The following is a 24,197-nucleotide window of genomic DNA, read 5'->3' on the forward strand; positions in this document are numbered from 1 at the left end:
TCCATCCGGACCACCAGCGCCCTCAGGACTCTCCGGATCCTCAGAACCCTCGGGACTCTCGGGGCCGAACCGCGAAGACGTGGCACTGCCGGCCCTCCAGGGCCACGAACAGGCCCGGGTCGGTCAGTTCGTCGCCCTCTCGGTCGTACGTCCGGTCCGTGAGGAGGTCGGTCAGGCGGTGGGCGGTGCCTCGGAGGTCGGCCCAAGGAAGAGAGAGGCGGGCCCGGGCCGGGTCGTCGCAGTGGTTGACGACGACCACATGGCGGGCGTGGTCGTGCGTCCACGTCCAGGCGAGCAGGTGGTGGTGGGTGTCGTCGCCGGGCAGGCCGGTCGGGGTCAGGGGGCGCCAGACGCCCCGGCGTACGGCGGTCGCGGCCGGGAGCAGACGGGCGTAGAAGGCGTGCAGTGACGCGTCGGCCGGTTCGTGGGGTCTGCGGGAGAGGAACACCGGTGGGCGCACCCGGCGGCCCTCGAACTGGCCCTCGTGCCAGAGCGTCGCCCCGGGGAGGGTCGCGACGGCCACGGCCGCCGCGCGTCCGCGTGCGCCCGGCAGGGTGGCGGCGGCCCGTGGTTCGTCGTGGTTCTCCAGGAAGCGGACCAGGCCGTGCTGGTGGGCGGGGTCGGCGGCCAGGTGACCGCGGACGGAGTCGGCGTTCCCGTGACACAGGTGATCGTGGAGCCGCTTGTCGTAGCAGAGGTCGAAGCCCTGTCGGTGGAGGGCGCTTTCGAGGTCCCAGTACGCCTCGGCGACGAGGAGGAGGCCGGGGTGGCGGGCACGGACCCGCGGGATGACGTACGGCCAGAAGTCCTCGGCGGGGACCTGGCCCGCCCGGTCCCCCCAGGTCCTGGCGAAGACGTCGTTCATCATGAGCATCGCCATGTCGCAGCGCACGCCGTCCGCCTGGTCGCCGATGGCCACCAGGGTGTCCACGGTCGCCGCGCGCAGGCCGTCCGCGAAGGCGTTCAGCTGGACCACGTCCGGCCAGGGCGGGAAGTGCGGGTCGCGGCCCCTGGCGTGGATCCCGCCCCCGGCCTCGACGAAGGCGTCCGGTTCGCGGGCCAGGTCGTCCGGGGTGCCCCGGATCAGCCGGTCGGGGTGCGCGGTGACCCAGGGGTGGTCGGGGGCGATGTGGTTGGGGACGTGGTCGAGGATCAACCGCAGGCCGCGGGCGGCGAGTTGGGCGCGGGCCGCGGCCAGGCCCGCCGCACCTCCGAGACGGGCGTCGACGACGTAGTCCCGTACGCAGTACGGGGATCCGGCGATGTCCGCCTCGGTGACGTCGGGCAGGGCTGCGCGGAACGACGAGCGGAGGGACTCCTCGCGCAGCGCGAACGCGCGGCCGGCCGGGCTGCGTTCCCAGACGCCCATCAGCCAGACGGTGTCGACGCCGGGCAGGGCGAGTGCGTCCCAGACCGGGCCGGGCACCTCACCGAGGGTGAGGCGACGCCCGGCCCGTTCGCTCAACTCGCCCAGCCAGACAAGGGTGTTGATCTCCAGGATCACCGTCATGCCAGGGGTTCCTCCCGGCCGCGCGGGCGCCTCAGGCGATGTCCACGAGCAGGTCGCCGCCCTCCACCTGCTGGATCTTGTTGATGGCGAGCCGGGAGACCCGGCCGGACTTCGGGGCGGTGATGGTGGCCTCCATCTTCATCGCCTCGATGGTGGCCACGGTGGCCCCCGCCTCCACCTCGTCGCCCTCGGCGACCGCGAGGGTGACCACGCCGGCGAACGGCGCCGGGACGTGGCCGGGCTTGGAGCGGTCGGCCTTCTCGGTGACCGGCACGTCGGAGGAGACGGCGGTGTCGCGGACCTGGATGGGCCGCAGCTGGCCGTTGAGCGCGGACATCACCGTGCGCATCCCGCGTTCGTCGGCCTCGCCGACAGCCTCCAGCTCGATCAGGAGCCGCACCCCGGGTTCGAGGTCGACGGCGTACTCCGTCCCGGGCCGCAGGCCGTAGAAGAAGGCCTTGCTGTCGAGCACGCTGGTGTCGCCGAAGCTCTGCCGGTGCGTCTCGAACTCGCGTGTCGGCGCCGGGAACAGCAGCCGGTTGAGGGTGGCCCGCCGGTCCTTCTCCAGTCCCGTACGGTCCTGGTCGCCCAGCTCCGGTACCGGCTTGGCGTCGGCGCGTCCCTGGAGCGCCCTGGTGCGGAACGGTTCGGGCCAGCCGCCGGGCGGGGTGCCGAGTTCGCCGCGCAGGAAGCCGATCACGGAGTCGGGGATGTCGAACCGGTCCGGCGTCTCCTCGAACTCCTCGGGCGCCACGCCGGCCCCGACCAGGTGCAGAGCCAGGTCGCCGACCACCTTGGACGACGGGGTGACCTTCACCAGGTGGCCGAGGATCCGGTCGGCGGCGGCGTACATCGCCTCGATGTCCTCGAAGCGGTCACCGAGGCCCAGCGCGACGGCCTGGGTGCGCAGGTTGGACAGCTGCCCGCCGGGGATCTCGTGGTCGTAGACGCGGCCGGTCGGCGAGGCGAGGCCCGCCTCGAAGGGGGCGTAGACCTTGCGGACGCTCTCCCAGTACGGCTCCAGGTCGCCGACGGCCCGCAGGTCGAGGCCGGTGGGCCGCTCGGAGTGGTCGGTCGCCGCGACGATCGCGGACAGCGACGGCTGCGAGGTGGTGCCCGCCATCGAGGCGACCGCGCCGTCCACCGCGTCCGCGCCGGCCTGGATCGCGGCGAGATAGGTGGCGAGCTGCCCGCCCGTCGTGTCGTGGGTGTGCAGGTGCACCGGCAGGTCGAACTCGCGGCGCAGCGCGGAGACCAGCTTGGCGGCGGCGGGCGCGCGGAGCAGACCCGCCATGTCCTTGACGGCGATGACATGGGCGCCCGCGTCGACGATCTGCTCGGCCAGGCGCAGGTAGTAGTCGAGGGTGTACAGCCGCTCGTTCGGGTCGGACAGGTCGGAGGTGTAGCAGAGGGCGACCTCGGCGACGGCCGTCCCGGTCTCGCGTACGGCGTCGATGGCCGGGCGCATCTGGCCGACGTCGTTGAGCGCGTCGAAGATGCGGAAGATGTCGATGCCGGTGGCCGCGGCCTCCTGCACGAAGGCGTCGGTCACCTCCGTCGGGTACGGGGTGTAGCCCACGGTGTTGCGGCCGCGCAGCAGCATCTGCAGGCAGACGTTCGGCACGGCCTCGCGCAGGGCGGCCAGGCGTTCCCAGGGGTCCTCGGCGAGGAAGCGCAGCGCGACGTCGTAGGTGGCGCCGCCCCAGCACTCCAGGGACAGCAGTTCGGGCAGGGTGCGGGCGACGACCGGGGCGACCGCGAGGAGGTCCTTGGTGCGGACCCGGGTCGCCAGCAGCGACTGGTGGGCGTCCCGGAAGGTGGTGTCGGTGACGCCGATGGTCGGCGACTCGCGCAGCCATCGGGCGAAGCCCTCGGGGCCGAGTTCGGTGAGCCGCTGCTTGGATCCCGCGGGCGGCTCGGTGACCTCGGTGCGCGGCAACTTGGTGGTGGGGTCGATCAGTTCGGGCCGCTCGCCGTGCGGCTTGTTCACCGTCACGTCGGCGAGGTAGGTGAGCAGCTTGGTGCCGCGGTCCGCGGAGTGGCGGGCGGTGAGCAGGTGCGGGCGCTGCTCGATGAACGACGTGGTGACGCGCCCCGCCTGGAAGTCCGGGTCGTCGAGGACGGCCTGCAGGAAGGGGATGTTGGTGGACACACCGCGGATGCGGAACTCGGCGACGGCACGCCGGGCCCGGCCGACCGCGGTGGCGAAGTCCCGGCCCCGGCAGGTGAGTTTGACCAGCATCGAGTCGAAGTGCGCGCTGATCTCCGTACCCGCGTGGGTGGTTCCGCCGTCGAGACGGATGCCCGAGCCGCCGGGCGAACGGTAGGCGCTGATGCGGCCGGTGTCCGGACGGAAGCCGTTGGCGGGGTCCTCGGTGGTGATACGGCACTGGAGTGCGGCGCCGTGCAGGGTGACGGTCTCCTGCGAGAGCCCGAGGTCGGCGAGGGTCTCGCCGGCGGCGATGCGCAGCTGTGCCTGCACGAGGTCGACGTCGGTGACCTCCTCGGTCACCGTGTGCTCGACCTGGATGCGCGGGTTCATCTCGATGAAGACGTGGTTGCCGTCGCGGTCGAGCAGGAACTCCACGGTGCCCGCGTTGCGGTAGCCGATCTCGCGGGCGAACCGCACGGCGTCGGCGCAGATCCGCTCCCGCAGCTCCGGGTCCAGGTTCGGGGCGGGCGCCAGCTCGATGACCTTCTGGTGGCGGCGCTGGACGGAACAGTCACGCTCGAAGAGGTGGATGACGTTGCCCTCCCCGTCGGCGAGGATCTGCACCTCGATGTGACGGGGTTCGACGACGGCCTTCTCCAGGAAGACCGTGGCGTCACCGAAGGCGGAGGCCGCCTCCCGGGCGGCGGCCTCGATGGACTCGCGCAGCTGGGCGGGCTCCTCGACGCGGCGCATGCCGCGCCCGCCGCCACCGGCGACCGCCTTCACGAAGACGGGGAAGCCGACGTCCTCGGCGGCCCGCACCAGCTCGTCCACGTCGTCGGAGGGGGCCGAGGAGCCCAGGACGGGCACGCCGGCCGCGCGGGCGGCGGCCACCGCGCGCGCCTTGTTGCCGGTCAGCTCCAGGATCTGCGCGCTCGGCCCGACGAAGGTGATGCCCGCTTCCTCGCAGGCCCGCGCCAGCTCGGGGTTCTCGGACAGGAAGCCGTAGCCCGGGTAGACCGCGTCGGCGCCGGCCAGCCGGGCCGCGCGGATGATCTCCTCGACGGACAGATAGGCCCGTACCGGGTGCCCCGGCTCGCCGATCTCGTAGGCCTCGTCGGCCTTCATCCGGTGCAGCGAGTTGCGGTCCTCGTGCGGGAAGACCGCGACGGTCCTCGCGCCCAGCTCGTAGCCGGCGCGGAACGCGCGAATCGCGATCTCACCTCGGTTGGCGACCAGTACCTTGCGGAGCATCCCGATCCTTTCGGCCTGCCGGTGACGGACGACGGACACCATGGTCGCGGCAATACCGCCGGGGTGCCATGAGAGCCGGGTCACGTGCGGGTCTACCTCCCGGCGACCCGAGAAGCAACCTTTCAGACCGTCGGCTGTTCCGGTCGGTCCGGCGTCTGTTCCGAGAGGCTCCGGGTGAACGGGGTGACGGGGCGGTCCTGGCGTTCACCGTCGACGGTGATGTCGACGGCCTCGTTGTAGAAGGCGAGGAGTCCCTGGACGACGCCCACCGCGGGCAGCGGGTCGGGGTAGGTCCAGACGATGTTCGGCGGTACGGCACCCCCGGCCCGCCAGGACCAGTAGCGGGCGGTGCCCTTGTACGGGCAGCCCGTGCGGTGGTCGGTGGGTTCGAGCAGGTCGAGGCGGACGTCCTCGCGGGGGATGTAGTACCGGGTAGGCAGAGCGGTCTCGAAGAGCAGGACCGGGCGGTGGGTGTCCGCGACGAGCGTGCCGTCGATCTCGACCCGGACATGGCGGCTGCTCGGGAGGGCGTCCACCCGTTTGTGCGGGTCGCGGGGGTGGATGAAGATCTCTTCCTCCTCCTCGTACCAGTGGTCCAGGCCGCGGTCCCAGTGCAGGAACCACTCGAAGGCGATGTGTCCGGCCAGCTCCTCGGCAGGGAAGGTCCAGGCCGCGTTCTCCAGCAGCGCGCCCCCGACTTCGAGGTCGTAGAAGATCCGTGATCCGGTGTGGGTGCCCGTCGGCGGGTTCTTCGCCGGGCGCAGCAGGTCCTCGCGGACCTCCTCGCGGGGGAAGGCGTACAGCGGTACCGGGACACCGGGCTCCCAGACCAGGACGGGGTGTCGGCTGTCGACGACCGTGACATCGCCCTTGCGGCCGCGCACCCAGCGTTCGCCGGGCTCCCACAGAAGGCCTTCGGGGGTCTCCCTGACGGCTCGCGCGGTGGGAAACGTGGTCATGACGGGCCCTCCTTCGGCTCGCTCGAAACTCACCTGACAGACCGGAGGGGCGGACGCTACGCTCTGCCCCGATGACTACTCATTCTGGTGACAGATTGGGGGCCCCGTCCGCGCAAGGTGAGTGCTGATGCTCACCGGGACCGCGAACCGGGATTCCCGCTTCTCATTCTGGCCGCGCGTGCGAGAGTTCGCCGTGCCGCCGTCCATGATCGAGACCGCGACCGTCCGTCGGCTTGCCGGGGACTGGGCGGGGGCGTGTGCCGCCGCCGCTGTCGACGTCGATCTCTCCCTTCGTTCCGTGGCGCGTGCGCACGGCCGGGAACTCGCCGCCCGGGTCCGGGCCGACCTCCGCCGGCTGGCGCCCGACCTGCTGCGCTGGCACATGCCGAGGATCGCTCCCGACGGACTGCTGCGACCGGGGCTGACCGTCTCGCTGGCCCGCTACGAGAGAGCGGGGCGCGACCGCGCGGATCCGTTGCACCTCGTCGTGCGGACACCGCCCGCCTGGGCGGACGCCGGTCAGCGGATCAGCCTCGCGCTGTGGGACGGTTCCCACTCCGAGGGCGGTGCCCGCCGCCATCCGCACCCGTGGCCCAGCCGACGGTTCCGTCTCGACCTGCACCGCCATCTGTGGGACGTACACCGCGCCCCTGAGCTGCGGATCCGGTCCGGGGCCGATCGGCCGTCCCCTGACGGCGGTCCCCTGCCCGATCCGGATCCGTCGGAGGCGCCCTTGCGGGCGCCGGGTCCACCGGGCGCGACGGAGTACGGGCGGCGCGGTGCCGTCGACCGGTGGGCGGCCGAGGCGGAGATCCTGCTGCGCGCCGAGGGGCGCCCCACCGGTGCCGTCGTCGTACGGCTCGGGAGCCGGCAGCGGCTGGTTCTGCACGCTGTGGATGCCGGGGACGACGGGGACCGCCGGGACGTGGTGGGGCCGTCGCCCGCCTTCCGGATCGCGGGCCCGGTCGGAGCCGGTGACTCCTCGGGACTGCCGGTCCTGCCCGACGCGGCGACCTGGGTACCGCCCGACCTGGAGCTGCTGCGCACCGGATCGATCGAGGCCGACCGGCTGCACCCCCTGGTCGCCTCGGCGCTGGTGCCGGGCCACACCTCGGCCGGGCTGCCCCGGGCCCCGGAGCCTGCGGGTCGGCCACGGGTCGTGGAGTGTCGGGGAGCCCGGCACCGGATCGCCCTGGTCGACGGGGTACTGGCCCCGCTGGACCACGACCCCGCCGAGATCCGGCGGGAGGAACTGCTGGTCGCGCTGACCGGCAGGCCCCTCCCCTGTCTGCGGGCCATCGACGAGGCGCACCGGCGTCCGGACTGCCTCACCGGAGTGCGTGAGCGACTGGACCACGGAGACATCGCCGGCGCGCTGGCCGTCGTCGAGGGTCTGCTGGGCCCCGACGCCGTGCTGCGCGACGGTGCCCTGCGGGACGAACTCGACGCGGCGGCCGGGCGGCGGATCACCTACGGGCTGTTCAGGGCCGGCCTGATCGGGGCCGGACCCGACCGGGGCCGCCCAGGTGAGCGAGGTCCGCGTACGCCTCGCTCACGCCCGCGCCGCAAGACGACGCGCTGACCCGGGGCGCCCCTCCCCCTCCCGCACCCGCACCCGCACCCGCACCCGCACCGACCAAGAACTCTCACCCCCTTCGGCCAAAAGGTGATCACTCATGCCCACATGCACCCCGTTCACTGCCACCGACTCCACTTCCGAGCCCACTTCCGAACCCACCCCTGACTCCCAACTGGACGTCGCCAGTACGTTGTTGACTCTGCTGCGTGCCTCCACGACCGAGCCGCGCGCCGATGTCCAGCTGGAGGCGCTGACCCTGGCCGTGGCCGCCGACCTGCCCGTCCTCCTGTGGGGCGAGCCGGGCATCGGAAAGACCGCGGCCCTGACCCAGTTGGCCGAAGCCCTGGACCTTCCGCTGACCACGGTGATCGCCAGCGTGCACGAACCGTCCGACTTCTCCGGGCTGCCCATCGTCGGGGACGATCCCGCCGAACAGGGGGTGCCCATGGCCCCTCCGGACTGGGCGGTACGCCTGGTGCGGGCCGGCCGCGGCCTGCTGTTCCTGGACGAGCTGTCCACCGCGCCACCCGCCGTACAGGCCGCCCTGCTCCGGCTCGTGCTGGAGCGTCGGATCGGGGCCCTGCACCTGCCTCCCGGCGTCCGGATCGTGGCCGCCGCCAACCCGCGGTCCTCGGCGGCGGACGGCTGGGAGCTGAGCCCGCCGCTCGCCAACCGCTTCGTCCACCTCCACTGGACCCACGACCACGAGGTCGTCGTCCGCGGACTCGGCGGGACCTGGCCCCGGGCCACTCTGCCGCGGCTCGCCCCGGAGAAGCTGCCGCAGGCCGTGGCCTTCGCCCGCCGCGCGGTGTGCGGGCTGCTCACCGCCCGCCCCAAGCTCGTGCACCAGCTGCCCGGCAACGAGACGCGCCGGGGCGGTGCCTGGCCGTCGCCCCGGAGCTGGGACATGACGCTGTCGCTGATCGCGTTCGCGACCGCGGCCGGCTCCTCCCGGGAGGTGCTGTCCCTGCTGGTCAGAGGCACCGTGGGAGACGGTCCGGGGCTGGAGTTGCTGGCGAGCCTGGACCGGATGGACCTTCCCGACCCCGAGTCGGTGCTCGCCGACCCGACGGGTGCGGTGCTGCCCGAGCGGGGCGATCTGCGTCAGGCCGTGCTGGACGGCGTGGTCGAGGCGGTCCGCAAGCGGCCGGACAGGTCCCGCTGGGACGCGGCGTGGGCGCTCCTGGTGCGGGCGCTGGAGACCGGTGCTCCCGACCTGGTGGTGGTGCCGGCGACCACGCTCGCCTCACTGCGTCAGGAGGACTGGGACGTTCCGGCGTCGATCGAGCGGCTGTCCGGCGTGGTGACGCTGTCCCGCCGGGCGGACCGGGCGGCCGACCGCGCGATGGCCCGGGGCGCGGGGACCGCAAGGGCCGGCCGATGAGCGCGGACGCAGGGAAGACGACGGATGTGTCGGGGACGGCGGACGTATCGGGGGCCGCGGGCACGTGGGGGACGGCGGACGTATCGGGGACCACGGACGTACCGGAGACCACGGGCGCATCGGGGACCGCAGATGCGCCGGAGAGCACGGCCGGGTCGGATACCACCGCCTCACAGGAGATCACGGCCGGGTCGGGGGCGCTGGACCTCGACAAGCTGTTCGCCGCGCGGCTGCACGCCGCCCGGGTCCGGCCCTACCTGGCGACGGCCCTGTTCGCCCTGCACCCCGTCGAGTCGCGGCGGGTGCCGACCATGGCCGTCGACGCGCACTGGCGGTGCTACGTCTCGCCGGGGTTCGTGGACCGCACGCCGGTGGAGGAGCTGGCGGGGGTGTGGGTGCACGAGGTGTCGCATCTGCTGCGCGACCATCACGGGCGCAGTGACCGGGTGGCGCGGGAGCGCGGGCTGACCGGCCCGGGGGAACGGCTGCGGATGAACATCGCCGCGGACTGCGAGATCAACGACGACGTGTTCGGGGACGGGCTGGTGCGGCCCGAGGGTGCCGTCGACCCGGCGTTCCTGCACCTGCCCGAGGGGCAGCTGATGGAGGACTACCTGCGTCAGTTCCGGCTCGGGCCGCGCACGCAGGACCTTTCCTGGCTGGACTGCGGCAGCGGCGCCGACGGGCTGGAGCGGGAGTGGGACCTGGGTCCGGACGGGGCGCACGGTCTGAGCGAGCAGGAACGGGACGCGGTCCGGTTCCGGGTGGCGCAGGGCATCACCGGCCGTCCTGGCCGCGCCTCGAAGAGGTGGCGGCGGTGGGCGGAGGAGGCGTTCCATCCGCCGCAGCCGTGGCGGGCGTTGCTGGGCGCGGCGGTCCGCTCGGCGGCCACCGGCCCGGGGGCGGGCGAGGACTACACCTACGGCCGTCCCTCGCGGCGCTCGGTCGGGGTGCCCGGCACCGTGCTGCCGAGCCTGCGGCGCAGGCCGCCCCGGGTGTCCGTCGTCGTCGACACCTCGGGGTCGGTCAGCGATGCCGAACTGGGCAGCGCGCTCCTGGAGGTCACCGCCATCTCCCGGGCCGTGGGCGGCCGACGGGACCTGGTCACCGTGGTGCCGTGCGATGCCGCGGCGCGGATCGTGCACCCGCTCTGCCGTGGTGAGGGCATTCCGCTGCTGGGCGGCGGGGGAACGGATCTGCGCTCCGGCTTCGCCAAGGCGCTCCGCTCGCGGCCCCGTCCGGACGTGGTCGTGGTCCTGACCGACGGGCAGACGCCCTGGCCGGACACCCGGCCACCGTGCCGGACCGTGGTGGGCCTCTTCCCTCGTCACCGGGATGCGTACGACGAGAGCGACCCCGACTACGTGCCGGACGCGCCGCCCGGCTGGGCGCGTGTGGTCGACATCGGCTAGCGGACCCGGGATGTTCCGCACGCTCCGTCGACGAACCGTTCCCGGGCCGCGCCGTGGTCGCCGCGCAGGTTTCGTGGACCTGGCCGCACCGGCCGTTCCGGGGCGGGGGCCCGGGTTGCCGTACCGCGCGATCCGGGAGATCGTGCCCCGCCGGGAAGACGACCGGCCCTGCGGGGTGGACGTGGAGGCGGTGAACCACGACATCCTTGGGTCCGACGACGTCCGGAGCGCACTGCGCGCCTTGGTGGGAGGAGCGTCATGACCAACGTCGACGTACACCAGCATCTGTGGAGTCCCCAGCTGGTGGCGGCCCTGCGATCCCGCCACGAACCACCGTTCCTGGACGGCTGGACCCTGTTCCTGGACGGTGAACCGCCCTACGAGATACCTCCCGCCGACCACGATGTCGCCCGGCGCGCGGAACTCGCCGCCACCGACGGTCTCGGCCGGGCGCTCGTCTCGCTGTCCGCCCCGATCGGCGTGGAGTGGCTGCCCCCGGCCGAGGCGCGCCCGCTGCTCGACGCCTATCACGAGGGTGCGGCCGCCCTGCCCGAGCCGTTCGGCGCCTGGGCCGCCGCCTGTGTCCGGGACATCGACGCGCAGGCCACGGCCAAGGACCTCGACCGCGGGTTCGCCGGTCTCCAGCTCCCGGCCGACGCCCTGGGCGACGCGGCCGGTTACGCGCGGTGCGCCCCGCTGCTCGATCTCCTCGAAGAGCGCGACCTCCCGCTGTTCGTCCACCCGGGACCGGCGGCCGGCCGCCCCGGGGGACCCGGCTGGTGGCCCGCGATGGTCCCCTACGTCCAGCAGATGCACGCCGCCTGGTTCGCGTTCCGGGCGGTCGGACGGCCCCGCCATCCGCGGCTGCGGGTGTGCTTCGCGCTGCTCGCCGGGCTCGCCCCGCTGCACGGGGAGCGCTTCGCCGCCCGGGGCGGCGGCCCGGCCGAGCCGGCCGTGGATCCGGGCGTCTTCGTCGAGACGTCGTCGTACGGTCCGCGTGCCGTCGACGCGATCGTCCGGGCCCTCGGCGTGGACGCCGTGGTCCAGGGCTCGGACCGGCCCTACGCAGAGCCGCCGCAGTATCCGGGCTTCGGCCTGGGCGGGTCCGCGGCGCACGCCTTCCGGATCGCCAACCCGCGGCGGCTGCTCACCGGCCACCCGGCCCCGCCGGGCGGACGGGACGCCGGGAGCCCGTGAAGACGCCCGGGCCCCTGATGACCCCCGGGGCTCCTGATGATCTCAGGGACCCGTGATGCAATGGGGCACCACAGGGCAGATCTCGGGGTGGAGTGAGGCGTGTTGAGCAACGGTGGGCCCGATGCGGGGAGTTTCCAGCCGCTGGAGAACGGCGATCCGCAGGTCGTGGGCGGCTACCGCCTGCTGGCGCGGCTCGGGGCCGGCGGCATGGGACGGGTCTACCTCTCGCACACGCCGGGCGGCCGGGCCGTCGCGGTCAAGGTGATCCGGCCGGAACTGGCCGAGAACGCCGAGTTCCGCAAGCGGTTCCGGGCCGAGGTGGCCGCGGCGAGCCGGGTGCACGGGCTGTACACGGCTCCGGTCGTGGACAGCGACACCGAGGGATCCGTGCCCTGGTGTGCGACGGCCTACGTGCCGGGGCCGTCGCTGGCCGACGCGGTGCGCGACCACGGGCCGCTGCCCGTCGACACGGTGCTGCGGCTGGTCGCCGGTGTCGCGGAGGCCCTCCAGGCGGTGCACCGCGAGGGCATCGTGCACCGGGACCTCAAGCCGTCGAACGTGCTGCTCGCCGCCGACGGCCCCCGGGTCATCGACTTCGGTGTCGCGCGGGCCGCCGACACCACGTCGGTCACCCAGAGCGGCACGGCCCTCGGGACCGTCGCCTACATGGCGCCGGAGCAGATCCTCGGCGGGGAGGCCGGCTCCTCGGCCGACGTGTTCGCGCTGGGGCAGACCGCCGTGTTCGCGGCGACGGGCACCGCCGCCTTCGGCACCGGGGATCCGCACGCGGTGCTCTACCGCGTGGTGCACGAGGAGCCCGATCTCAGCCGCGTGCCCGCGGAGTTGCGGGACCTGGTCTCGGGGTGCCTGCGCAAACCGGCCGCCGAACGGCCCTCCGTCGAGGAGGTCATACGGTCCGTCCAGACGCTCCAGGCGCAGCGCGGTGACGAGGCGCGGTTCACGTCCGGGGCGTGGCTGCCGGGCGAACTGGCGGCGGGGATCGCGGCCCGCGCCGACAGCGCCGACCAGGCGCGGGCCGGGACGGGGACGGCGGCGAGCGCGGGGACGCCCACTCAGGGCGGTCAGGCGCCCGGCGTCTTCGGGCCTGCCGGTTCCGGCGCGTTCGGGCCCCCGACGGGCTACTCCGCCCCCTCACCGTCCCATGCCGCGCTGCCCGGCCCCTTCGTGATGGCGCCGGGTACCGCGCCGGGACCGTACGCCCCGGCCCCGGCCTCCTGGCCGCAGCCGCAGGAACCGGCCGCCGCCCGGACCACCTCGGTGGCCTCCGGCGGCACCGGCCGCAAGGGCCGCGCCTGGGTGCTGTCGGCGGCAGCACTCGTGCTCGTCGCCGGTGGGGCCGGCGTCGCGCTGCTGCTGGCTCCGGGCAACGGCGACCAGAGCGACGACCGGGCGCAGCAGGTGGCGGCGTCCGGGTCGGCCTCGGTCGCCACCGCGTCGCCCTCGGCCTCCGACTCCCCGTCCGCCCGGGCCTCGAAGAAGGCGTCCGCCGCCGTGTCCACGCCGCCGCCCAGCCCTTCGGGGCCCGCGACACCCGCGCGGGCGGCCACCTCCGCTCCCCCGAGCGCCGCGTCCAGCGCACCCGCGGCCCCGACCGCGCCGGTCCCCGTGACGTACTCCGGGATCCGGATGACCAAGAACCACGATCTCTATCTGGCGGACACCCCGGTGCGGGCCAAGGCGGACACCGGGACCTCCGACGAGGATCTGACGTACGCCGTCTACTCCTCGGGGGCGGTCCTCGCCCCCGGCACCGACTCCGGCAGTTCCCTCGCCCTGCTGCCCGCGGGCAGGCCGGGGACCCTGGAGGCGTGCCGGGCGGCGACCGGCTACAAGACCTACATCTGGGTCAAGGACCTGGTCGTCGGCCGGCGGATGTGCGTCGTCAGCGGGACGGGGCACGTGGGGCTCGTGACGTACCGGGGCTCGTCCGGGACGGCGTACGCCACCCTGGCCGTGAAGGTGTGGCGCGACGCGGCGTAGGAGCCCGGGGTCCGGGGCGGGTGTCGCCCCGGAGCGCCGTCGGGCCTACCCGAGGAACGACAGCCGGACCTGACGCTCGGGGTTGTCGCGGTTGGTGTCGACCAGGCACACCGACTGCCAGGTCCCGAGCTCCAGACGGCCGTCGAGTACCGGCAGTGTCGCGTGGGGCGGGACGACGGCGGGCAGGACGTGGTCGCGGCCGTGGCCGGGGCTGCCGTGGCGGTGCTGCCAGCGGTCGTCGGCGGGCAGGAGGGTGTGCAGGGCGGCGAGGAGGTCGTCGTCGCTGCCGGCGCCCGTCTCGATGATCGCGATGCCGGCGGTGGCGTGCGGCACGAACACGTTCAGCAGGCCGTCACGGCCGGCCGCCGCCTCGCGCAGGAATGCCTCGCAGTCGTGGGTGAGGTCGGCGATGCGCTCTGTGGAGCCGGTGGCCACGCGCAGGACACGGGTGGTGAAGACGTCTGACATGACTCCCATCCTGGCCCACCAGCGGCGTTCACCCACGACCGGACGCCCGCCCTCTGATACCGGCAGTCCATTCCGCGAGACGCCATTGACCATGGCCACGCCATTTGGCTACTTTCGGCCGCATGTTGCGTTCAGTCCTGCTCACCACGCGCGGTCACATCGACCTGCTGCGGGTGGCCTCCGCCGCGTGTTGTCGCGGCTGCTGACGCCCTTCTCTCTTCTCTCGCGCCTGATCTCTCTCTTCTCTCGCGCCTGATCCGCGTCGCCGCACCCGCACGTCCGCCCGGCCACTGAGACGTGGCGGCGCCCGGGTGCGCACCCCCGCCCCCACCGGCCGCTCTCCCCCGTGGAGCAACCATGAGCATCAGCCATGCCCCACCCGGCTCTCCCGAACCCGACATTTCAGATATATCCGCATCCAGGACTGTTCGGGCGGAGGCCGACGACCGCCCTCCGCTCGACCTCACCCCCCTGGTCCCCACCTCCTCCCGCCGCACCCGTGTCCCCCGCTGGCTGCGTCGCACCGCGGGCCCGCTCCTGCTGCTGGCGCTGTGGCAACTCCTCAGCAGCACGGGCGCGTTGACCGCCGATGTGCTCGCCTCCCCGGGACGGATCGCCGAGGTCGCCCGGGACCTGATCGCCGACGGTTCGCTCGGCTCCGCCATGGCCACCTCGCTCCAGCGCGTGGCCGTCGGACTGCTGCTGGGCACCGTCGTCGGCACCGGACTCGCCCTGGTCTCGGGCCTGTTCCGGATCGGCGAGGACCTCGTGGACGCTCCCGTCCAGATGCTGCGGACCGTCCCCTTCGTGGGGCTGATCCCGCTGTTCATCATCTGGTTCGGTATCGGCGAGGCGCCCAAGGTCGCCATCATCACGCTCGGCGTGACCTTCCCGCTGTATCTGAACGTGTACGCCGGGATCCGCGGCGTGGACGCCCAGTTGATCGAGGCCGGGGAGTCGCTCGGCCTGTCCCGGTGGGGGCTTGTCCGGCATGTCGTCCTGCCGGGGGCGCTGCCCGGGGCGATGACCGGCCTGCGCTACTCCCTCGGCATCGCCTGGCTCGCCCTGGTGTTCGCCGAGCAGATCAACGCCGACTCCGGGATCGGCTTCCTCATGGTGCAGGCGCGGGACTTCCTGCGGACCGACGTGATCGTGGTCTGCCTGATCGTCTACGCCTTCCTCGGCCTGCTGGCCGACTTCGTCGTCCGTACCCTCGAAAGGCTGCTGCTGCAATGGCGACCGACGTTCACCGGCCGATAGACACGGCAGGCCCGACCGGAACCACCTCGGCGGTCCGGGTCGAGGGGCTGACCCGCTCCTTCGACGGCCGTCCCGTCATCGACGACCTCCGACTCGACCTGCGCCGGGGCGAGTTCGTCGCCCTGATCGGGCGCAGCGGCTGCGGAAAGTCCACCCTGCTGCGCATCCTCGCCGGGCTCGACCGGGACATCGAGGGCACGGTCCTGGTGCCGCGCCGCAAGGCCGTCGCCTTCCAGGCACCGCGGCTGATGCCGTGGAAGAAGGTGTGGCGCAACGTGCTGCTGGGGCTGCCCGGCAAACCCGCGCGTGCCGTCGCCGAGCAAGCCCTCACCGAGGTCGGTCTCAGTCACCGCTCCGACGCCTGGCCCAAGACGCTCTCCGGCGGCGAGGCCCAACGCGCCTCCCTGGCGCGGGCGTTGGTCCGCGAACCCGATCTGCTGCTGCTCGACGAGCCGTTCGGCGCGCTCGACGCCCTCACCCGCATCAAGGCACAGCGCCTGGTGGGCCGGTTGTGGCAGCGCCGCGGCTGCGCCGTGCTGCTCGTCACCCACGACGTGGAGGAGGCGGTCCTGCTCGCCGACCGCGTCCTGGTCATGGACGACGGCGTGATCGCCCACGAGCAGCGCATCGACCTCGACCGGCCCCGTGACATCACCGACCCGCGGTTCGCCGAACTCCGCGCCGGCCTCCTGGAACGCCTGGGCGTCGACACCGCCGCCGAAGCCGCCTGACGACCCCCGTCAGCAGCACCCACCATCAAGAACGGAACGACCATGCGACGACGCCTCGTCCCCGCCGCCCTGCTCCTCCCGCTGGCCCTGCTCCTGACCGCCTGCGGCGGGAACTCGGCCGCCTCGACGGGTGGCGACACCGACGGCGAGGGCTCCCTCACGCTCGACGTCGGTGACCAGAAGGGTGGTTCGGAGGCCATCCTGCGCGCCGCCGGCGAGTTGAAGAACCTCGACTACCGGATCAAGTGGTCCACGTTCACATCCGGCCCGCCCCTGCTCGAAGCCGTCAACGCGAAGGCCGTCGACATCGGCGGTGTCGGCAACACCCCGCCGGTCTTCGCGGCCGGCGCCGACTCTAAGATCACGGTCGTGTCCGCCTGGCACGGCACGTCCAAGGGCGACGCCATCCTCGTACCGAACGACTCGAAGCTGAAGAAGCCCGCGGAGCTCAAGGGCCGGTCGATCGCCGTGGCACAGGGTTCCTCGGCGCACTACCAACTGGTCGCCTCCCTCAAGGCGGCCGGGCTGAGCCTGACCGACGTCAAGGTGAAGTACCTCCAGCCGGCCGACGCGCTGGCCGCGTTCACCTCCGGCAAGGTCGACGCGTGGGCGGTCTGGGACCCGTACACCTCGCAGGTGCTCAAGGGGAAGCAGGGCCGGATCCTGACGACCGGCGACGGCGTCACCAACGGTCTGACCTTCCAGGTGGCGGCGCCGGGCGCGCTGAAGGACGCGAAGAAGGTCGCCGCCATCAAGGACTACCTCGCGCGACTGCAGCGCGCCTACACGTGGGTGTACGACCACGAGGAGGAGTGGGCGAAGGTCTGGGCGAAGGAGACCGGGCTGCCCGAGGACGTGGCGCTGGCCGCGGTGAAGCGCACCTACGCCACCCGGGTCGCGGTCGCCGTCGACAAGCCGCTCATCGCCTCCGAGCAGGAGATCGCCGACACCTTCACGCAGTTGAAGCTCATCCCGCGCAAGGTCGACTTCGGCGACTTCACCGACCCGCGGTTCAACGGCGACCTCCCGCCGTCGACCACGGCGCCCCGCCCCTCGGAAGGCTAGAGCCATGACCGTACGACTCCACTGGTTCCTGCCCACCGGCGGCGACGGCCGCACCCTCGTCGACCGGCACGCCTACGGCTCCCACCACGCCGGGCCGGTGCGCGGGGTGCGGGCGCCCGACATCGACTACCTGACCCAGATCGCCAAGGCCGCCGAGCAGTTGGGCTTCGAGGCGGTGCTCACCCCGACCGGCACCTGGTGCGAGGACGCCTGGCTGACGACCGTGGCGCTGGCCCAGCACACCGAACGCCTCAAGTTCCTGGTGGCGTTCCGGCCCGGCCTGATCTCACCCACGCTCGCGGCGCAGATGGCGGCGACCTATCAGCGCCTGACCCGGGGCCGGCTGCTGCTCAACGTGGTCACCGGCGGTGACTCGACCGAGCAGCGGCGCTTCGGCGACCGGCTCGACCACGATCAGCGGTACGCCCGTACGGACGAGTTCCTGTCCGTCGTCCGGGGCGTGTGGCGCGGCGAGCCGTACGACTTCGACGGCGCGCACTACCAGGTCGACGGCGGGCTGACCGCGCTGCCGCCCGACCCGCTGCCGCAGCTCTTCTTCGGCGGGTCGTCACCGGCGGCCGGGCCGGTCGCGGCGCGGCACGCAGACGTGTACCTGACCTGGGGGGAGCCTCCCGCGCAGGTCAAGGAGAAGATCGACTGGATCCGGGCGCTGGCCGAGCGCGAGGGCCGCACGGTCCGCTTCGGGATCCGGCTCCACACGATCTCCCGGGACTCCGCCGCCGAGGCCTGGGCGACCGCCGACCGGCTCCTCGACGACCTGGCGGCAGCGCAGAGCGCCCTCGGACGCAGTGAGTCGGTGGGTCAGCAGCGGATGCTGGCCCTGCACGGCGGCTCCCGCGCGGAGTTGGAGATCCACCCCAACCTGTGGGCGGGCGTCGGCCTGGTCCGGGGCGGTGCGGGCACGGCGCTGGTCGGCAGCCATGCCGAGGTCGCCGATCTGATCGAGGAGTACCACGCGCTGGGCGTCGAGCACTTCGTGCTCTCCGGATATCCGCATCTGGAGGAGGCGTACTGGTTCGGGGAGGGCGTGATCCCGGAGCTGGTGGCGCGTGGCCTGGTGGAGCGGGCGCCGGCCGGGGCGCGGGTGTTCGCGGGGAGCGGGCGCTGACCGCTCCCCGCGGGGGAAGATCCAGGGCGTCCGCGCTGTTGGTAGAACCGTGAACAACACGCGCGAGGTCGATGTGGTCGTCGTCGGCGCCGGTCAGGCCGGACTGGCCGCCGCCTTTCATCTGCGGCGCACCGGTTTCGAACCGGACCGCGACTTCGTGGTGCTCGACCACTCCCCCGCCCCGGGCGGCGCCTGGCAGTTCCGGTGGCCCTCGCTCACGTACGGCAAGGTGCACGGAATGCACGCGCTGCCCGGCATGGAACTCACGGACGCCGACCCGACGCGGCCGTCGTCCGAGGTCGTCGCCGAGTACTTCGAGCGGTACGAGGGGGCCTTCGATCTGCGGGTGCGGCGGCCCGTCGACGTGGCGGCCGTGCGCGAGGACGTCGACGGGCGGCTGCTCGTCGAGACCTCGGCGGGGAACTGGTCGGCCCGGGCGCTGATCAACGCGACCGGGACCTGGGACCGGCCGTTCTGGCCGCGCTACCCCGGCCAGGAGAGCTTCCGGGGGCGGCAGTTGCACACCGCGCAGTACCCCGGGCCCGAGGAGTTCGCCGGGCGGCGGGTCGTGGTGGTCGGCGGGGGCGCCTCCGGCACCCAGCACCTGCTGGAGATCGCCCGGTACGCGGCCGCCACCACGTGGGTCACCCGGCGCCCGCCCGTCTTCCGCGAGGGTCCCTTCGACGAGGGCGCGGGCCGGGCGGCGGTCGCGCTCGTCGAGGAGCGGGTACGGCGGGGGCTGGCCCCGAAGAGCGTCGTCTCGGTGACCGGGCTGCCGCTCAACGACGCGATCCGGCAGGGGATCGAGGACGGGGTCCTGGACCGGCTGCCGGTCTTCGACCGGATCACGCCCGACGGTGTGGAGTGGAACGACGGACGGCGGGTGAACGCCGACGTCATCCTGTGGGCGACCGGCTTCCGGGCCGCCATCGACCATCTGGCGCCGCTGAGGCTGCGTGAGCCCGGCGGCGGGATCCGCGTCGAGGGCACCCGTGCCCTCGCCGATCCGCGGATCCACCTCGTCGGCTACGGCCCGTCCGCGAGCACCATCGGCGCCAACCGGGCGGGCCGTGCGGCCGTACGGGACATCAGGCGGCTGCTGGCCGGGGAGCCGGTCGCCGCGTGAGGTCCCCCTCGGTCAGGTGGCGGTCTGCGGGCTCGCCTTCTGGTGAGCGTTGAACTCGGCGACGTTGCGCTGGTGCTCCGCGTAGTCGGCCGTGAAGCGGGTGTCACCCGGCTTGACCGTGACGAAGTACAGCCAGTCACCCGGGGTCGGGGTGATCGCGGCCCGCATCGCCTCCTCGCCCGGGTTGTCGATCGGGGTCGGCGGCAGTCCCATGCGCTGGTACGAGTTGTAGGGGCTGTCGATTCGGGTGTCGGCCTCGGTCGTCTTCAGCGTGGAGCGGTTCAGCCCGTAGTTGAGGGTCGAGTCCATCTGCAGCGGCATGCCCCGCTCCAGCCGGTTGAAGACCACCCGGGCCACCTTGCCCATGTCGGCCCTGGTGGCCGCCTCCGCCTGGATGATGCTCGCGATGGTGACGGCCTGGTAGACGTTCATCGCGTTGCGCTGCGCGCCCGCGGCCATCGGGGCGCCGTTGAACTTCTTGTTGGCGGTGTCGACCATGAACGACAGCAGCGACTCGGGCGTCGCCTTGTCCTGGAGCGGATACGTCGCCGGGAAGAGATAGCCCTCCGGGTTGCCCTCCGCGTCGTTCGGCAGCTTCAGATGGGCCTTGGCCAGGGACTTCTTGGCGGTGCCGGCGGGCAGGGCGAGGGCCTTGTCGACGGCGTCGTAGACCTGGCCGGCCCGCCAGCCCTCCGGGATCAGCAGCGTCCGGGGCTTGGCCGGAGCGTCGCTGTCCAGGCTCAGCAGCGGCACCGCCACGGCGGTGCCGGCCACGACGGCCCCGGTCGCGATGAGGGCGATACGGCCCCGGCGCGTCAGTCGAATCGTGCTCCGTGGCGGAGTGTTCATGTGCATGCGGGCACGGTAACCCGTTAAAGCATATAAACCCGGCATATCGTCATCTTGTCGGCTCCAGTTGGGCGTCCCGGCGAAGCAGTGCCGCATACCGCCCGTCCAGCTCCAACAGCTCCTCGTGCGTGCCCTGTTCGGCGATCCGTCCGGCCTCGAGGACCACGATCTGGTCCGCACCCCGAATGGTGGACAGCCGGTGCGCGATGGTGAGCGTGGTGCGGTGGGCGGAGAGCGCGTCGATGGCCTCCTGGACGGCCTGTTCGGTGCGGTTGTCCAGGGCGCTGGTCGCCTCGTCGAGGATCAGCACCGGCGGATCCCGCAGGATGGTGCGGGCGATGGCCAGCCGCTGCTTCTCGCCACCGGAGAAGCGGTGGCCGCGTTCGCCGACGACCGTGTCGTAGCCGTCGGGCAGGCCGGCGATGTGGTCGTGGATCTGGGCCGCCTTCGCCGCCTGCCGGATCTCCTCGTCGGTGGCGTCCGGCTTGGCGAAGCGCAGGTTGTCGGCGATGGAAGCGTGGAAGAGGTACGTCTCCTGCGAGACGACGCCGACCGCGCGCGCGAGGGTGTCGAAGTCGAGGTCGCGCACGTCGACGCCGTCGAGGGTGAGCCGGCCGCCCGTCACGTCGTACAGCCGCGGCACCAGATAGCCGAGGGTGGACTTGCCCGCGCCCGTGGGGCCGACGAACGCGATGCTGCCGCCCGCGGGAACGGTGAGGTCGATGCCGTCGAGGACGGGGCGGCTCCTGCCGTCGTCGGCCTCGCCGTCGCGCCCGGCCTCGCCGTCGCTGTCGTCACGGCTGTCGTCGCCGTCGTAGCGGAACTCGACGTTCTCGAAGCGGACCTCGCCCCTGATGTGCTCCAGACGGACGGGGCGCTCCCGCTCGGTGATGTCGATCGGCAGGTCGAGATACTCGAAGATGCGCTGGAAGAGCGCCAGCGAGGCCTGGATCTGGACGCCGGTCGACAGCAGGCTGACGGCCGGGCGGAACAGGCCCTGCTGGAGCGAGACGAAGGCCACGATGGTGCCGAGCGAGATCTTGACGCCGTCCGTCTGGAGGGCGAGGCCCGCGGTCCAGTAGATGACGGCGGGCATGGCGGCCATGACGATCGAGATGACGGCCATCCGCCAGCGTCCGGCCATGTTCGACCGGACTTCGAGGTCGACCAGCTGCTCGGACTCCTCGGAGAAGGACCGGGTGAGGGAGTCGGAGCGGCCCATCGTGCGGCCCAGCAGGATGCCGCTCACCGACAGCGACTCGGTGACGGTCGCGGCCATCGCGGCCATCTGCTTCTGGCGCTGGGTGGTGATCCGCTTGCGTTCGTTGCCGACCCGTCGGCTGATCCACACGAAGACCGGCAGCAGAAGCAGGGAGACGACGGTCAGGCGCCATTCGAGGGCGACCATCGCGATGATCGTGGCGACCACGCTGGTCAGGTTGGAGACCAGGGAGGTGGCGGTCGAGGTGACGGTGGCCTGCATGCCGCCGATGTCGTTGGCGATGCGGGACTGCACCTCGCCGGTGCGGGTGCGGGTGAAGAAGGCGAGGGACATGCGCTGGAGGCGGCCGTAGACCGCGGTGCGCAGGTCGTGCATGACGCGCTGGCCGACCGTGGTGGAGATCAGGGTCTGCAGCACGCCGAAGACGCTGGTGAGGACGGCGCTGAGGATCATGCCGAGCGCGAGCAGGCTCAGCAGCCCGGTGCGGCCCTCGGGGATGGCGACGTCCAGCGTCTCCTTCAACAGGAACGGGGTCGCCACGGTGACCAGGGACGCGGCGCCGACCAGCAGGCCGACGACCGCGAGCCGGGCGCGGTAGGGCTTGAACAGGGTGAGGATGCGGCGCACCTGCCGGGGCTGGTCGTCGGTCGAGGTGCCGGGCGAGGGGGTCCACTTGATGTCGTCTCGGGGCATGGCTCCTACGGAGGGTGAGGGGGCTGAGCGGTCTGGTGACGCGGTGATTCGGTGACGTATCGAGGACTGACGGAGCTTAGCTCATTGTTACCTATACTCACAATGAAGTAGATCCTGATATTGTTCCCGCATGACCACCCCCGATTCCGACGGCCTGCTCGCCGAGCAGTTGCTGCGGCTGACCCGCCGTGTGCACCGCATCCAGAAGCACCATCTGGAACAACGCGGCCTCGGTATCACCCCGGCCCAGTCCCGCCTGCTGCGCACCCTGGCGCACTACGACTCCCCGCCCCGCATGGCGGACCTCGCGGAGCGGCTGGAGGTGGTGCCCCGGGCCGTGACGACCCTGGTCGACGGACTGGAGGCGAGCGGCAAGGTGCGCCGGGTGCCGGACCCGACCAACCGCCGGGTGATCCGCATCGAGGTCACCGACGACGGCCACAAGGCGCTGCGAGGGCTGCGGGGTGCGCGCCGGGCCGCCGCGGAGGACATCCTGGCCCCGCTGACGGACGAGCAGCGCGAGGTGCTCGGCGGCTTGCTGGACACGCTGGTGGACGGGGCGCCGGCACCGGGGCGGCACTGCTGAGCCACCCGAGGCCGAGGTACCGGGCCATGCGCAACGGGCCGCGGCCCCCGCTCCGTCCTGCTGGAGCGGGGGCCGCGGCCCGTCGTACCGTCGGCGTCAACCGTTCCCGGGGGCCCCTTCCTTGACCGACCGAGCCGGTACGGCGGCGAGCGCACCGCCCGCGGGTTCCGACCCGACCGGCGCGTCCGGCGCCGCGGCGGGGGCCGAGGCGGAGTCGAGGGCGGGGACCGAGGCGCTGTCGTCCTCGTCGTCCTCGTCCGTCGGCACGATCTCGCGGTCCAGGACCTTCTTCGCCCTGTCGATGTCCAGCGCGCCCTCCCAGCGGGAGACGGCGAAGACCGCGACGCAGTTGCCGAGCAGATTGGTCACGACCCGCATGGAGTCCATGATGCGGTCCACGCCGAGCAGCAGGGCGACCGCCCCGGCGGGGATGGCCCCCAGCGAGGAGGCGGTCGCGGACAGGGCGAGGAAGGCCGAGCCGGGGATGCCCGCCATGCCCTTGCTGGTCAGCATGAGCACCAGGACGACGGTGATCTGCTGGCCCAGGCTCAGGTCCACGCCCACAGCCTGGGCGATGAAGAGGGTGCCGATGGACAGGTAGAGCGAGGCACCGTCGAGGTTGAAGGAGTAGCCGGTCGGCAGCACCAGGCCGACCGCGTCGTCGCGGGCGCCGGCCTTGCGCAGCTTCTGCATGACGCGCGGCATGACGGACTCGGTGGAGGCGGTGCCGAGCGCGAGCAGCATCTCCTCGCGGATGTACCGCAGGAACTTCCAGAGGCTGAGCCCGGTCACCGCCTTGAGGGCGACGGCGAGGAGCACGATGAAGAGGGCCGCCGCCGCGTAGCAGAGGATGATCAGCTTGGCGTACGTCTCGATCACACCGAGTCCGTACTGACCGATCAGGACGGCCATCGCGCCGAACACCGCGATCGGGGCGAGTCGCATGATGAAGCCGACGACCGCGAAGATGATCTCCTGGGCCTGCTCGACGGCGGGCAGCACCTTGGGCACCTTGGTGTGTCCGAGGTGGAGCAGCGCGGCGCCGACCAGGCAGGCCAGGATCAGCACCTGGAGGAGCTCGTTCTCGGCGAAGGCGCCGATGAAGCTGGTGGGGATCGCGTTGACGATGAACTCGGTCGTCGAGGGCAGCGAGCCACCGCCCGTCTTCGCGTCCACCGCCGAGGTGTTCAGCGTGGCCGGGTCGACGTTCATCCCCGAGCCGGGCTGGACGACATTGGCGGCGACGAGCCCGATGACCAGGGCGAGTGTGCTCGCGACCTCGAACCAGATCAGGGCCTTGAGCCCGATCCGCCCGAACGCCTTCAGATCACCGGCCTTGGCGATGCCGACGACGACCACGCAGAACACCAGCGGCGAGATGATCGTCTTGATGAGCCGGGTGAAACCGTCGCCGAGCGGCTGGAGATCCGTGGCCACGTCGGGCCACAGCTTCCCGACGACGATTCCGAGCACCAGCGCGCAGGCGACCTGCGCGAAGAGAGAGGTACGCAATATGCGTGCGACGCGTCGCGGCAGGGACGGGACGGACGGCGGCACGGGCACTCCTTGAGGGGACGGTGGTTCACAGCAGCCGGTACGGGACTTCTGCGATACGGAAAG

General features: G+C 72.6%; 19 protein-coding genes. 12 read left to right on the forward strand and 7 right to left on the reverse strand.

Features of this window, described 5'->3' with window-relative positions; translation table 11 throughout:
- Nucleotides 1-40 precede the first annotated feature (40 nt).
- From ACZ5VD_RS11195 to ACZ5VD_RS11205, 3 genes are all read right to left on the reverse strand, one after another.
- Nucleotides 41-1,510 carry an alpha-amylase gene (locus ACZ5VD_RS11195; protein ID WP_468682033.1) on the reverse strand — a complete coding sequence of 490 codons (1,470 nt, stop codon included), beginning with the start codon at nucleotides 1,508-1,510 and terminating at the stop codon, nucleotides 41-43.
- A gap of 31 nt (nucleotides 1,511-1,541) precedes the next feature.
- On the reverse strand, nucleotides 1,542-4,916 hold the full coding sequence (locus ACZ5VD_RS11200; RefSeq protein WP_468549735.1) for a pyruvate carboxylase: 3,375 nt from the start codon (nucleotides 4,914-4,916) through the stop codon (nucleotides 1,542-1,544).
- A 122-nt stretch (nucleotides 4,917-5,038) separates the two neighbouring features.
- Nucleotides 5,039-5,875, reverse strand: a complete 837-nt coding sequence (locus ACZ5VD_RS11205; protein ID WP_468549736.1) for a DUF427 domain-containing protein — start codon at nucleotides 5,873-5,875, stop codon at nucleotides 5,039-5,041.
- 127 nt (nucleotides 5,876-6,002) lie between these two features.
- Between ACZ5VD_RS11205 and ACZ5VD_RS11210 the strand changes: the two genes are divergently transcribed.
- The 5 genes from ACZ5VD_RS11210 (at nucleotide 6,003) to ACZ5VD_RS11230 (ending at nucleotide 13,448) form a co-directional block, all read left to right on the forward strand.
- Entirely contained in the window at nucleotides 6,003-7,457 is a 1,455-nt protein-coding gene (locus ACZ5VD_RS11210; RefSeq protein ID WP_468549737.1) for a hypothetical protein, read from the forward strand.
- Nucleotides 7,458-7,551: 94 nt separating this feature from the next.
- Nucleotides 7,552-8,838, forward strand: coding sequence for an AAA family ATPase (locus ACZ5VD_RS11215; protein ID WP_468682036.1), 1,287 nt, complete (start codon nucleotides 7,552-7,554; stop codon nucleotides 8,836-8,838).
- On the forward strand, nucleotides 8,835-10,250 hold the full coding sequence (locus ACZ5VD_RS11220; RefSeq protein ID WP_468682039.1) for a vWA domain-containing protein: 1,416 nt from the start codon (nucleotides 8,835-8,837) through the stop codon (nucleotides 10,248-10,250). Before ACZ5VD_RS11215 ends, ACZ5VD_RS11220 begins: the two co-directional genes overlap by 4 nt.
- A gap of 258 nt (nucleotides 10,251-10,508) precedes the next feature.
- Entirely contained in the window at nucleotides 10,509-11,447 is a 939-nt protein-coding gene (locus ACZ5VD_RS11225; RefSeq protein WP_468549740.1) for an amidohydrolase family protein, read from the forward strand.
- Between the two features lie 99 nt (nucleotides 11,448-11,546).
- Entirely contained in the window at nucleotides 11,547-13,448 is a 1,902-nt protein-coding gene (locus ACZ5VD_RS11230) for a serine/threonine-protein kinase (protein WP_468682041.1), read from the forward strand.
- A 45-nt stretch (nucleotides 13,449-13,493) separates the two neighbouring features.
- Here ACZ5VD_RS11230 and ACZ5VD_RS11235 read toward each other — a convergent pair whose 3' ends face one another.
- Complete coding sequence (locus tag ACZ5VD_RS11235; RefSeq protein WP_468549742.1) at nucleotides 13,494-13,916, reverse strand: secondary thiamine-phosphate synthase enzyme YjbQ; 423 nt, start codon at nucleotides 13,914-13,916, stop codon at nucleotides 13,494-13,496.
- A 122-nt stretch (nucleotides 13,917-14,038) separates the two neighbouring features.
- On the opposite strand from ACZ5VD_RS11235, the gene ACZ5VD_RS11240 reads away from it, so the two are divergent.
- From ACZ5VD_RS11240 to ACZ5VD_RS11265, 6 genes are all read left to right on the forward strand, one after another.
- Complete coding sequence (locus ACZ5VD_RS11240; protein WP_315986669.1) at nucleotides 14,039-14,122, forward strand: putative leader peptide; 84 nt, start codon at nucleotides 14,039-14,041, stop codon at nucleotides 14,120-14,122.
- Between the two features lie 151 nt (nucleotides 14,123-14,273).
- Nucleotides 14,274-15,176, forward strand: coding sequence for an ABC transporter permease (locus ACZ5VD_RS11245; protein ID WP_468682042.1), 903 nt, complete (start codon nucleotides 14,274-14,276; stop codon nucleotides 15,174-15,176).
- On the forward strand, nucleotides 15,149-15,907 hold the full coding sequence (locus tag ACZ5VD_RS11250; RefSeq protein WP_468549744.1) for an ABC transporter ATP-binding protein: 759 nt from the start codon (nucleotides 15,149-15,151) through the stop codon (nucleotides 15,905-15,907). The genes ACZ5VD_RS11245 and ACZ5VD_RS11250 overlap by 28 nt, the downstream gene beginning before the upstream one ends.
- 42 nt (nucleotides 15,908-15,949) lie before the next feature.
- The gene (locus tag ACZ5VD_RS11255) at nucleotides 15,950-16,972 is read left to right on the forward strand and encodes an ABC transporter substrate-binding protein (RefSeq protein ID WP_468549745.1); all 1,023 of its coding nucleotides are present in this window, start codon (nucleotides 15,950-15,952) and stop codon (nucleotides 16,970-16,972) included.
- A gap of 4 nt (nucleotides 16,973-16,976) precedes the next feature.
- Nucleotides 16,977-18,101 (forward strand): LLM class flavin-dependent oxidoreductase, encoded by a 1,125-nt coding sequence (locus tag ACZ5VD_RS11260; RefSeq protein ID WP_468682044.1) that lies wholly within the window; start codon nucleotides 16,977-16,979, stop codon nucleotides 18,099-18,101.
- A 49-nt stretch (nucleotides 18,102-18,150) separates the two neighbouring features.
- Complete coding sequence (locus tag ACZ5VD_RS11265) at nucleotides 18,151-19,227, forward strand: NAD(P)-binding domain-containing protein (protein ID WP_468682046.1); 1,077 nt, start codon at nucleotides 18,151-18,153, stop codon at nucleotides 19,225-19,227.
- 12 nt (nucleotides 19,228-19,239) lie between these two features.
- Here the strand turns inward: ACZ5VD_RS11265 and mltG are convergent, their stop codons facing one another.
- Both mltG and ACZ5VD_RS11275 read right to left on the reverse strand, forming a co-directional pair.
- Nucleotides 19,240-20,082: an endolytic transglycosylase MltG gene (gene mltG, locus ACZ5VD_RS11270; RefSeq protein WP_468549748.1), complete on the reverse strand. Its 843-nt coding sequence runs from the start codon at nucleotides 20,080-20,082 to the stop codon at nucleotides 19,240-19,242.
- A gap of 43 nt (nucleotides 20,083-20,125) precedes the next feature.
- Nucleotides 20,126-21,991, reverse strand: coding sequence for an ABC transporter ATP-binding protein (locus ACZ5VD_RS11275; RefSeq protein WP_468549749.1), 1,866 nt, complete (start codon nucleotides 21,989-21,991; stop codon nucleotides 20,126-20,128).
- 130 nt (nucleotides 21,992-22,121) lie between these two features.
- On the opposite strand from ACZ5VD_RS11275, the gene ACZ5VD_RS11280 reads away from it, so the two are divergent.
- Nucleotides 22,122-22,577, forward strand: a complete 456-nt coding sequence (locus ACZ5VD_RS11280; RefSeq protein ID WP_468549750.1) for a MarR family winged helix-turn-helix transcriptional regulator — start codon at nucleotides 22,122-22,124, stop codon at nucleotides 22,575-22,577.
- A 96-nt stretch (nucleotides 22,578-22,673) separates the two neighbouring features.
- Here ACZ5VD_RS11280 and ACZ5VD_RS11285 read toward each other — a convergent pair whose 3' ends face one another.
- Nucleotides 22,674-24,134, reverse strand: coding sequence for a cation:dicarboxylate symporter family transporter (locus ACZ5VD_RS11285; RefSeq protein ID WP_468549751.1), 1,461 nt, complete (start codon nucleotides 24,132-24,134; stop codon nucleotides 22,674-22,676).
- Between the last annotated feature and the right edge of the window lie 63 nt (nucleotides 24,135-24,197).

This window comes from Streptomyces sp. NPDC032822 (genome assembly GCF_055578825.1).

Excerpts from the sequence above, each read along its gene's own strand:
- ACZ5VD_RS11195 (WP_468682033.1), bottom strand. The coding sequence starts at position 1,510 with ATGACGGTGATCCTGGAGATCAACACCCTTGTCTGGCTGGGCGAGTTG.
- ACZ5VD_RS11200 (WP_468549735.1), bottom strand. The coding sequence starts at position 4,916 with ATGCTCCGCAAGGTACTGGTCGCCAACCGAGGTGAGATCGCGATTCGC.
- ACZ5VD_RS11205 (WP_468549736.1), bottom strand. The coding sequence starts at position 5,875 with ATGACCACGTTTCCCACCGCGCGAGCCGTCAGGGAGACCCCCGAAGGC.
- ACZ5VD_RS11210 (WP_468549737.1), top strand. The coding sequence starts at position 6,003 with ATGCTCACCGGGACCGCGAACCGGGATTCCCGCTTCTCATTCTGGCCG.
- ACZ5VD_RS11215 (WP_468682036.1), top strand. The coding sequence starts at position 7,552 with ATGCCCACATGCACCCCGTTCACTGCCACCGACTCCACTTCCGAGCCC.
- ACZ5VD_RS11220 (WP_468682039.1), top strand. The coding sequence starts at position 8,835 with ATGAGCGCGGACGCAGGGAAGACGACGGATGTGTCGGGGACGGCGGAC.
- ACZ5VD_RS11225 (WP_468549740.1), top strand. The coding sequence starts at position 10,509 with ATGACCAACGTCGACGTACACCAGCATCTGTGGAGTCCCCAGCTGGTG.
- ACZ5VD_RS11235 (WP_468549742.1), bottom strand. The coding sequence starts at position 13,916 with ATGTCAGACGTCTTCACCACCCGTGTCCTGCGCGTGGCCACCGGCTCC.
- ACZ5VD_RS11240 (WP_315986669.1), top strand. The coding sequence starts at position 14,039 with ATGTTGCGTTCAGTCCTGCTCACCACGCGCGGTCACATCGACCTGCTG.
- ACZ5VD_RS11245 (WP_468682042.1), top strand. The coding sequence starts at position 14,274 with ATGAGCATCAGCCATGCCCCACCCGGCTCTCCCGAACCCGACATTTCA.
- ACZ5VD_RS11250 (WP_468549744.1), top strand. The coding sequence starts at position 15,149 with ATGGCGACCGACGTTCACCGGCCGATAGACACGGCAGGCCCGACCGGA.
- ACZ5VD_RS11255 (WP_468549745.1), top strand. The coding sequence starts at position 15,950 with ATGCGACGACGCCTCGTCCCCGCCGCCCTGCTCCTCCCGCTGGCCCTG.
- ACZ5VD_RS11260 (WP_468682044.1), top strand. The coding sequence starts at position 16,977 with ATGACCGTACGACTCCACTGGTTCCTGCCCACCGGCGGCGACGGCCGC.
- mltG (WP_468549748.1), bottom strand. The coding sequence starts at position 20,082 with ATGCACATGAACACTCCGCCACGGAGCACGATTCGACTGACGCGCCGG.
- ACZ5VD_RS11275 (WP_468549749.1), bottom strand. The coding sequence starts at position 21,991 with ATGCCCCGAGACGACATCAAGTGGACCCCCTCGCCCGGCACCTCGACC.
- ACZ5VD_RS11280 (WP_468549750.1), top strand. The coding sequence starts at position 22,122 with ATGACCACCCCCGATTCCGACGGCCTGCTCGCCGAGCAGTTGCTGCGG.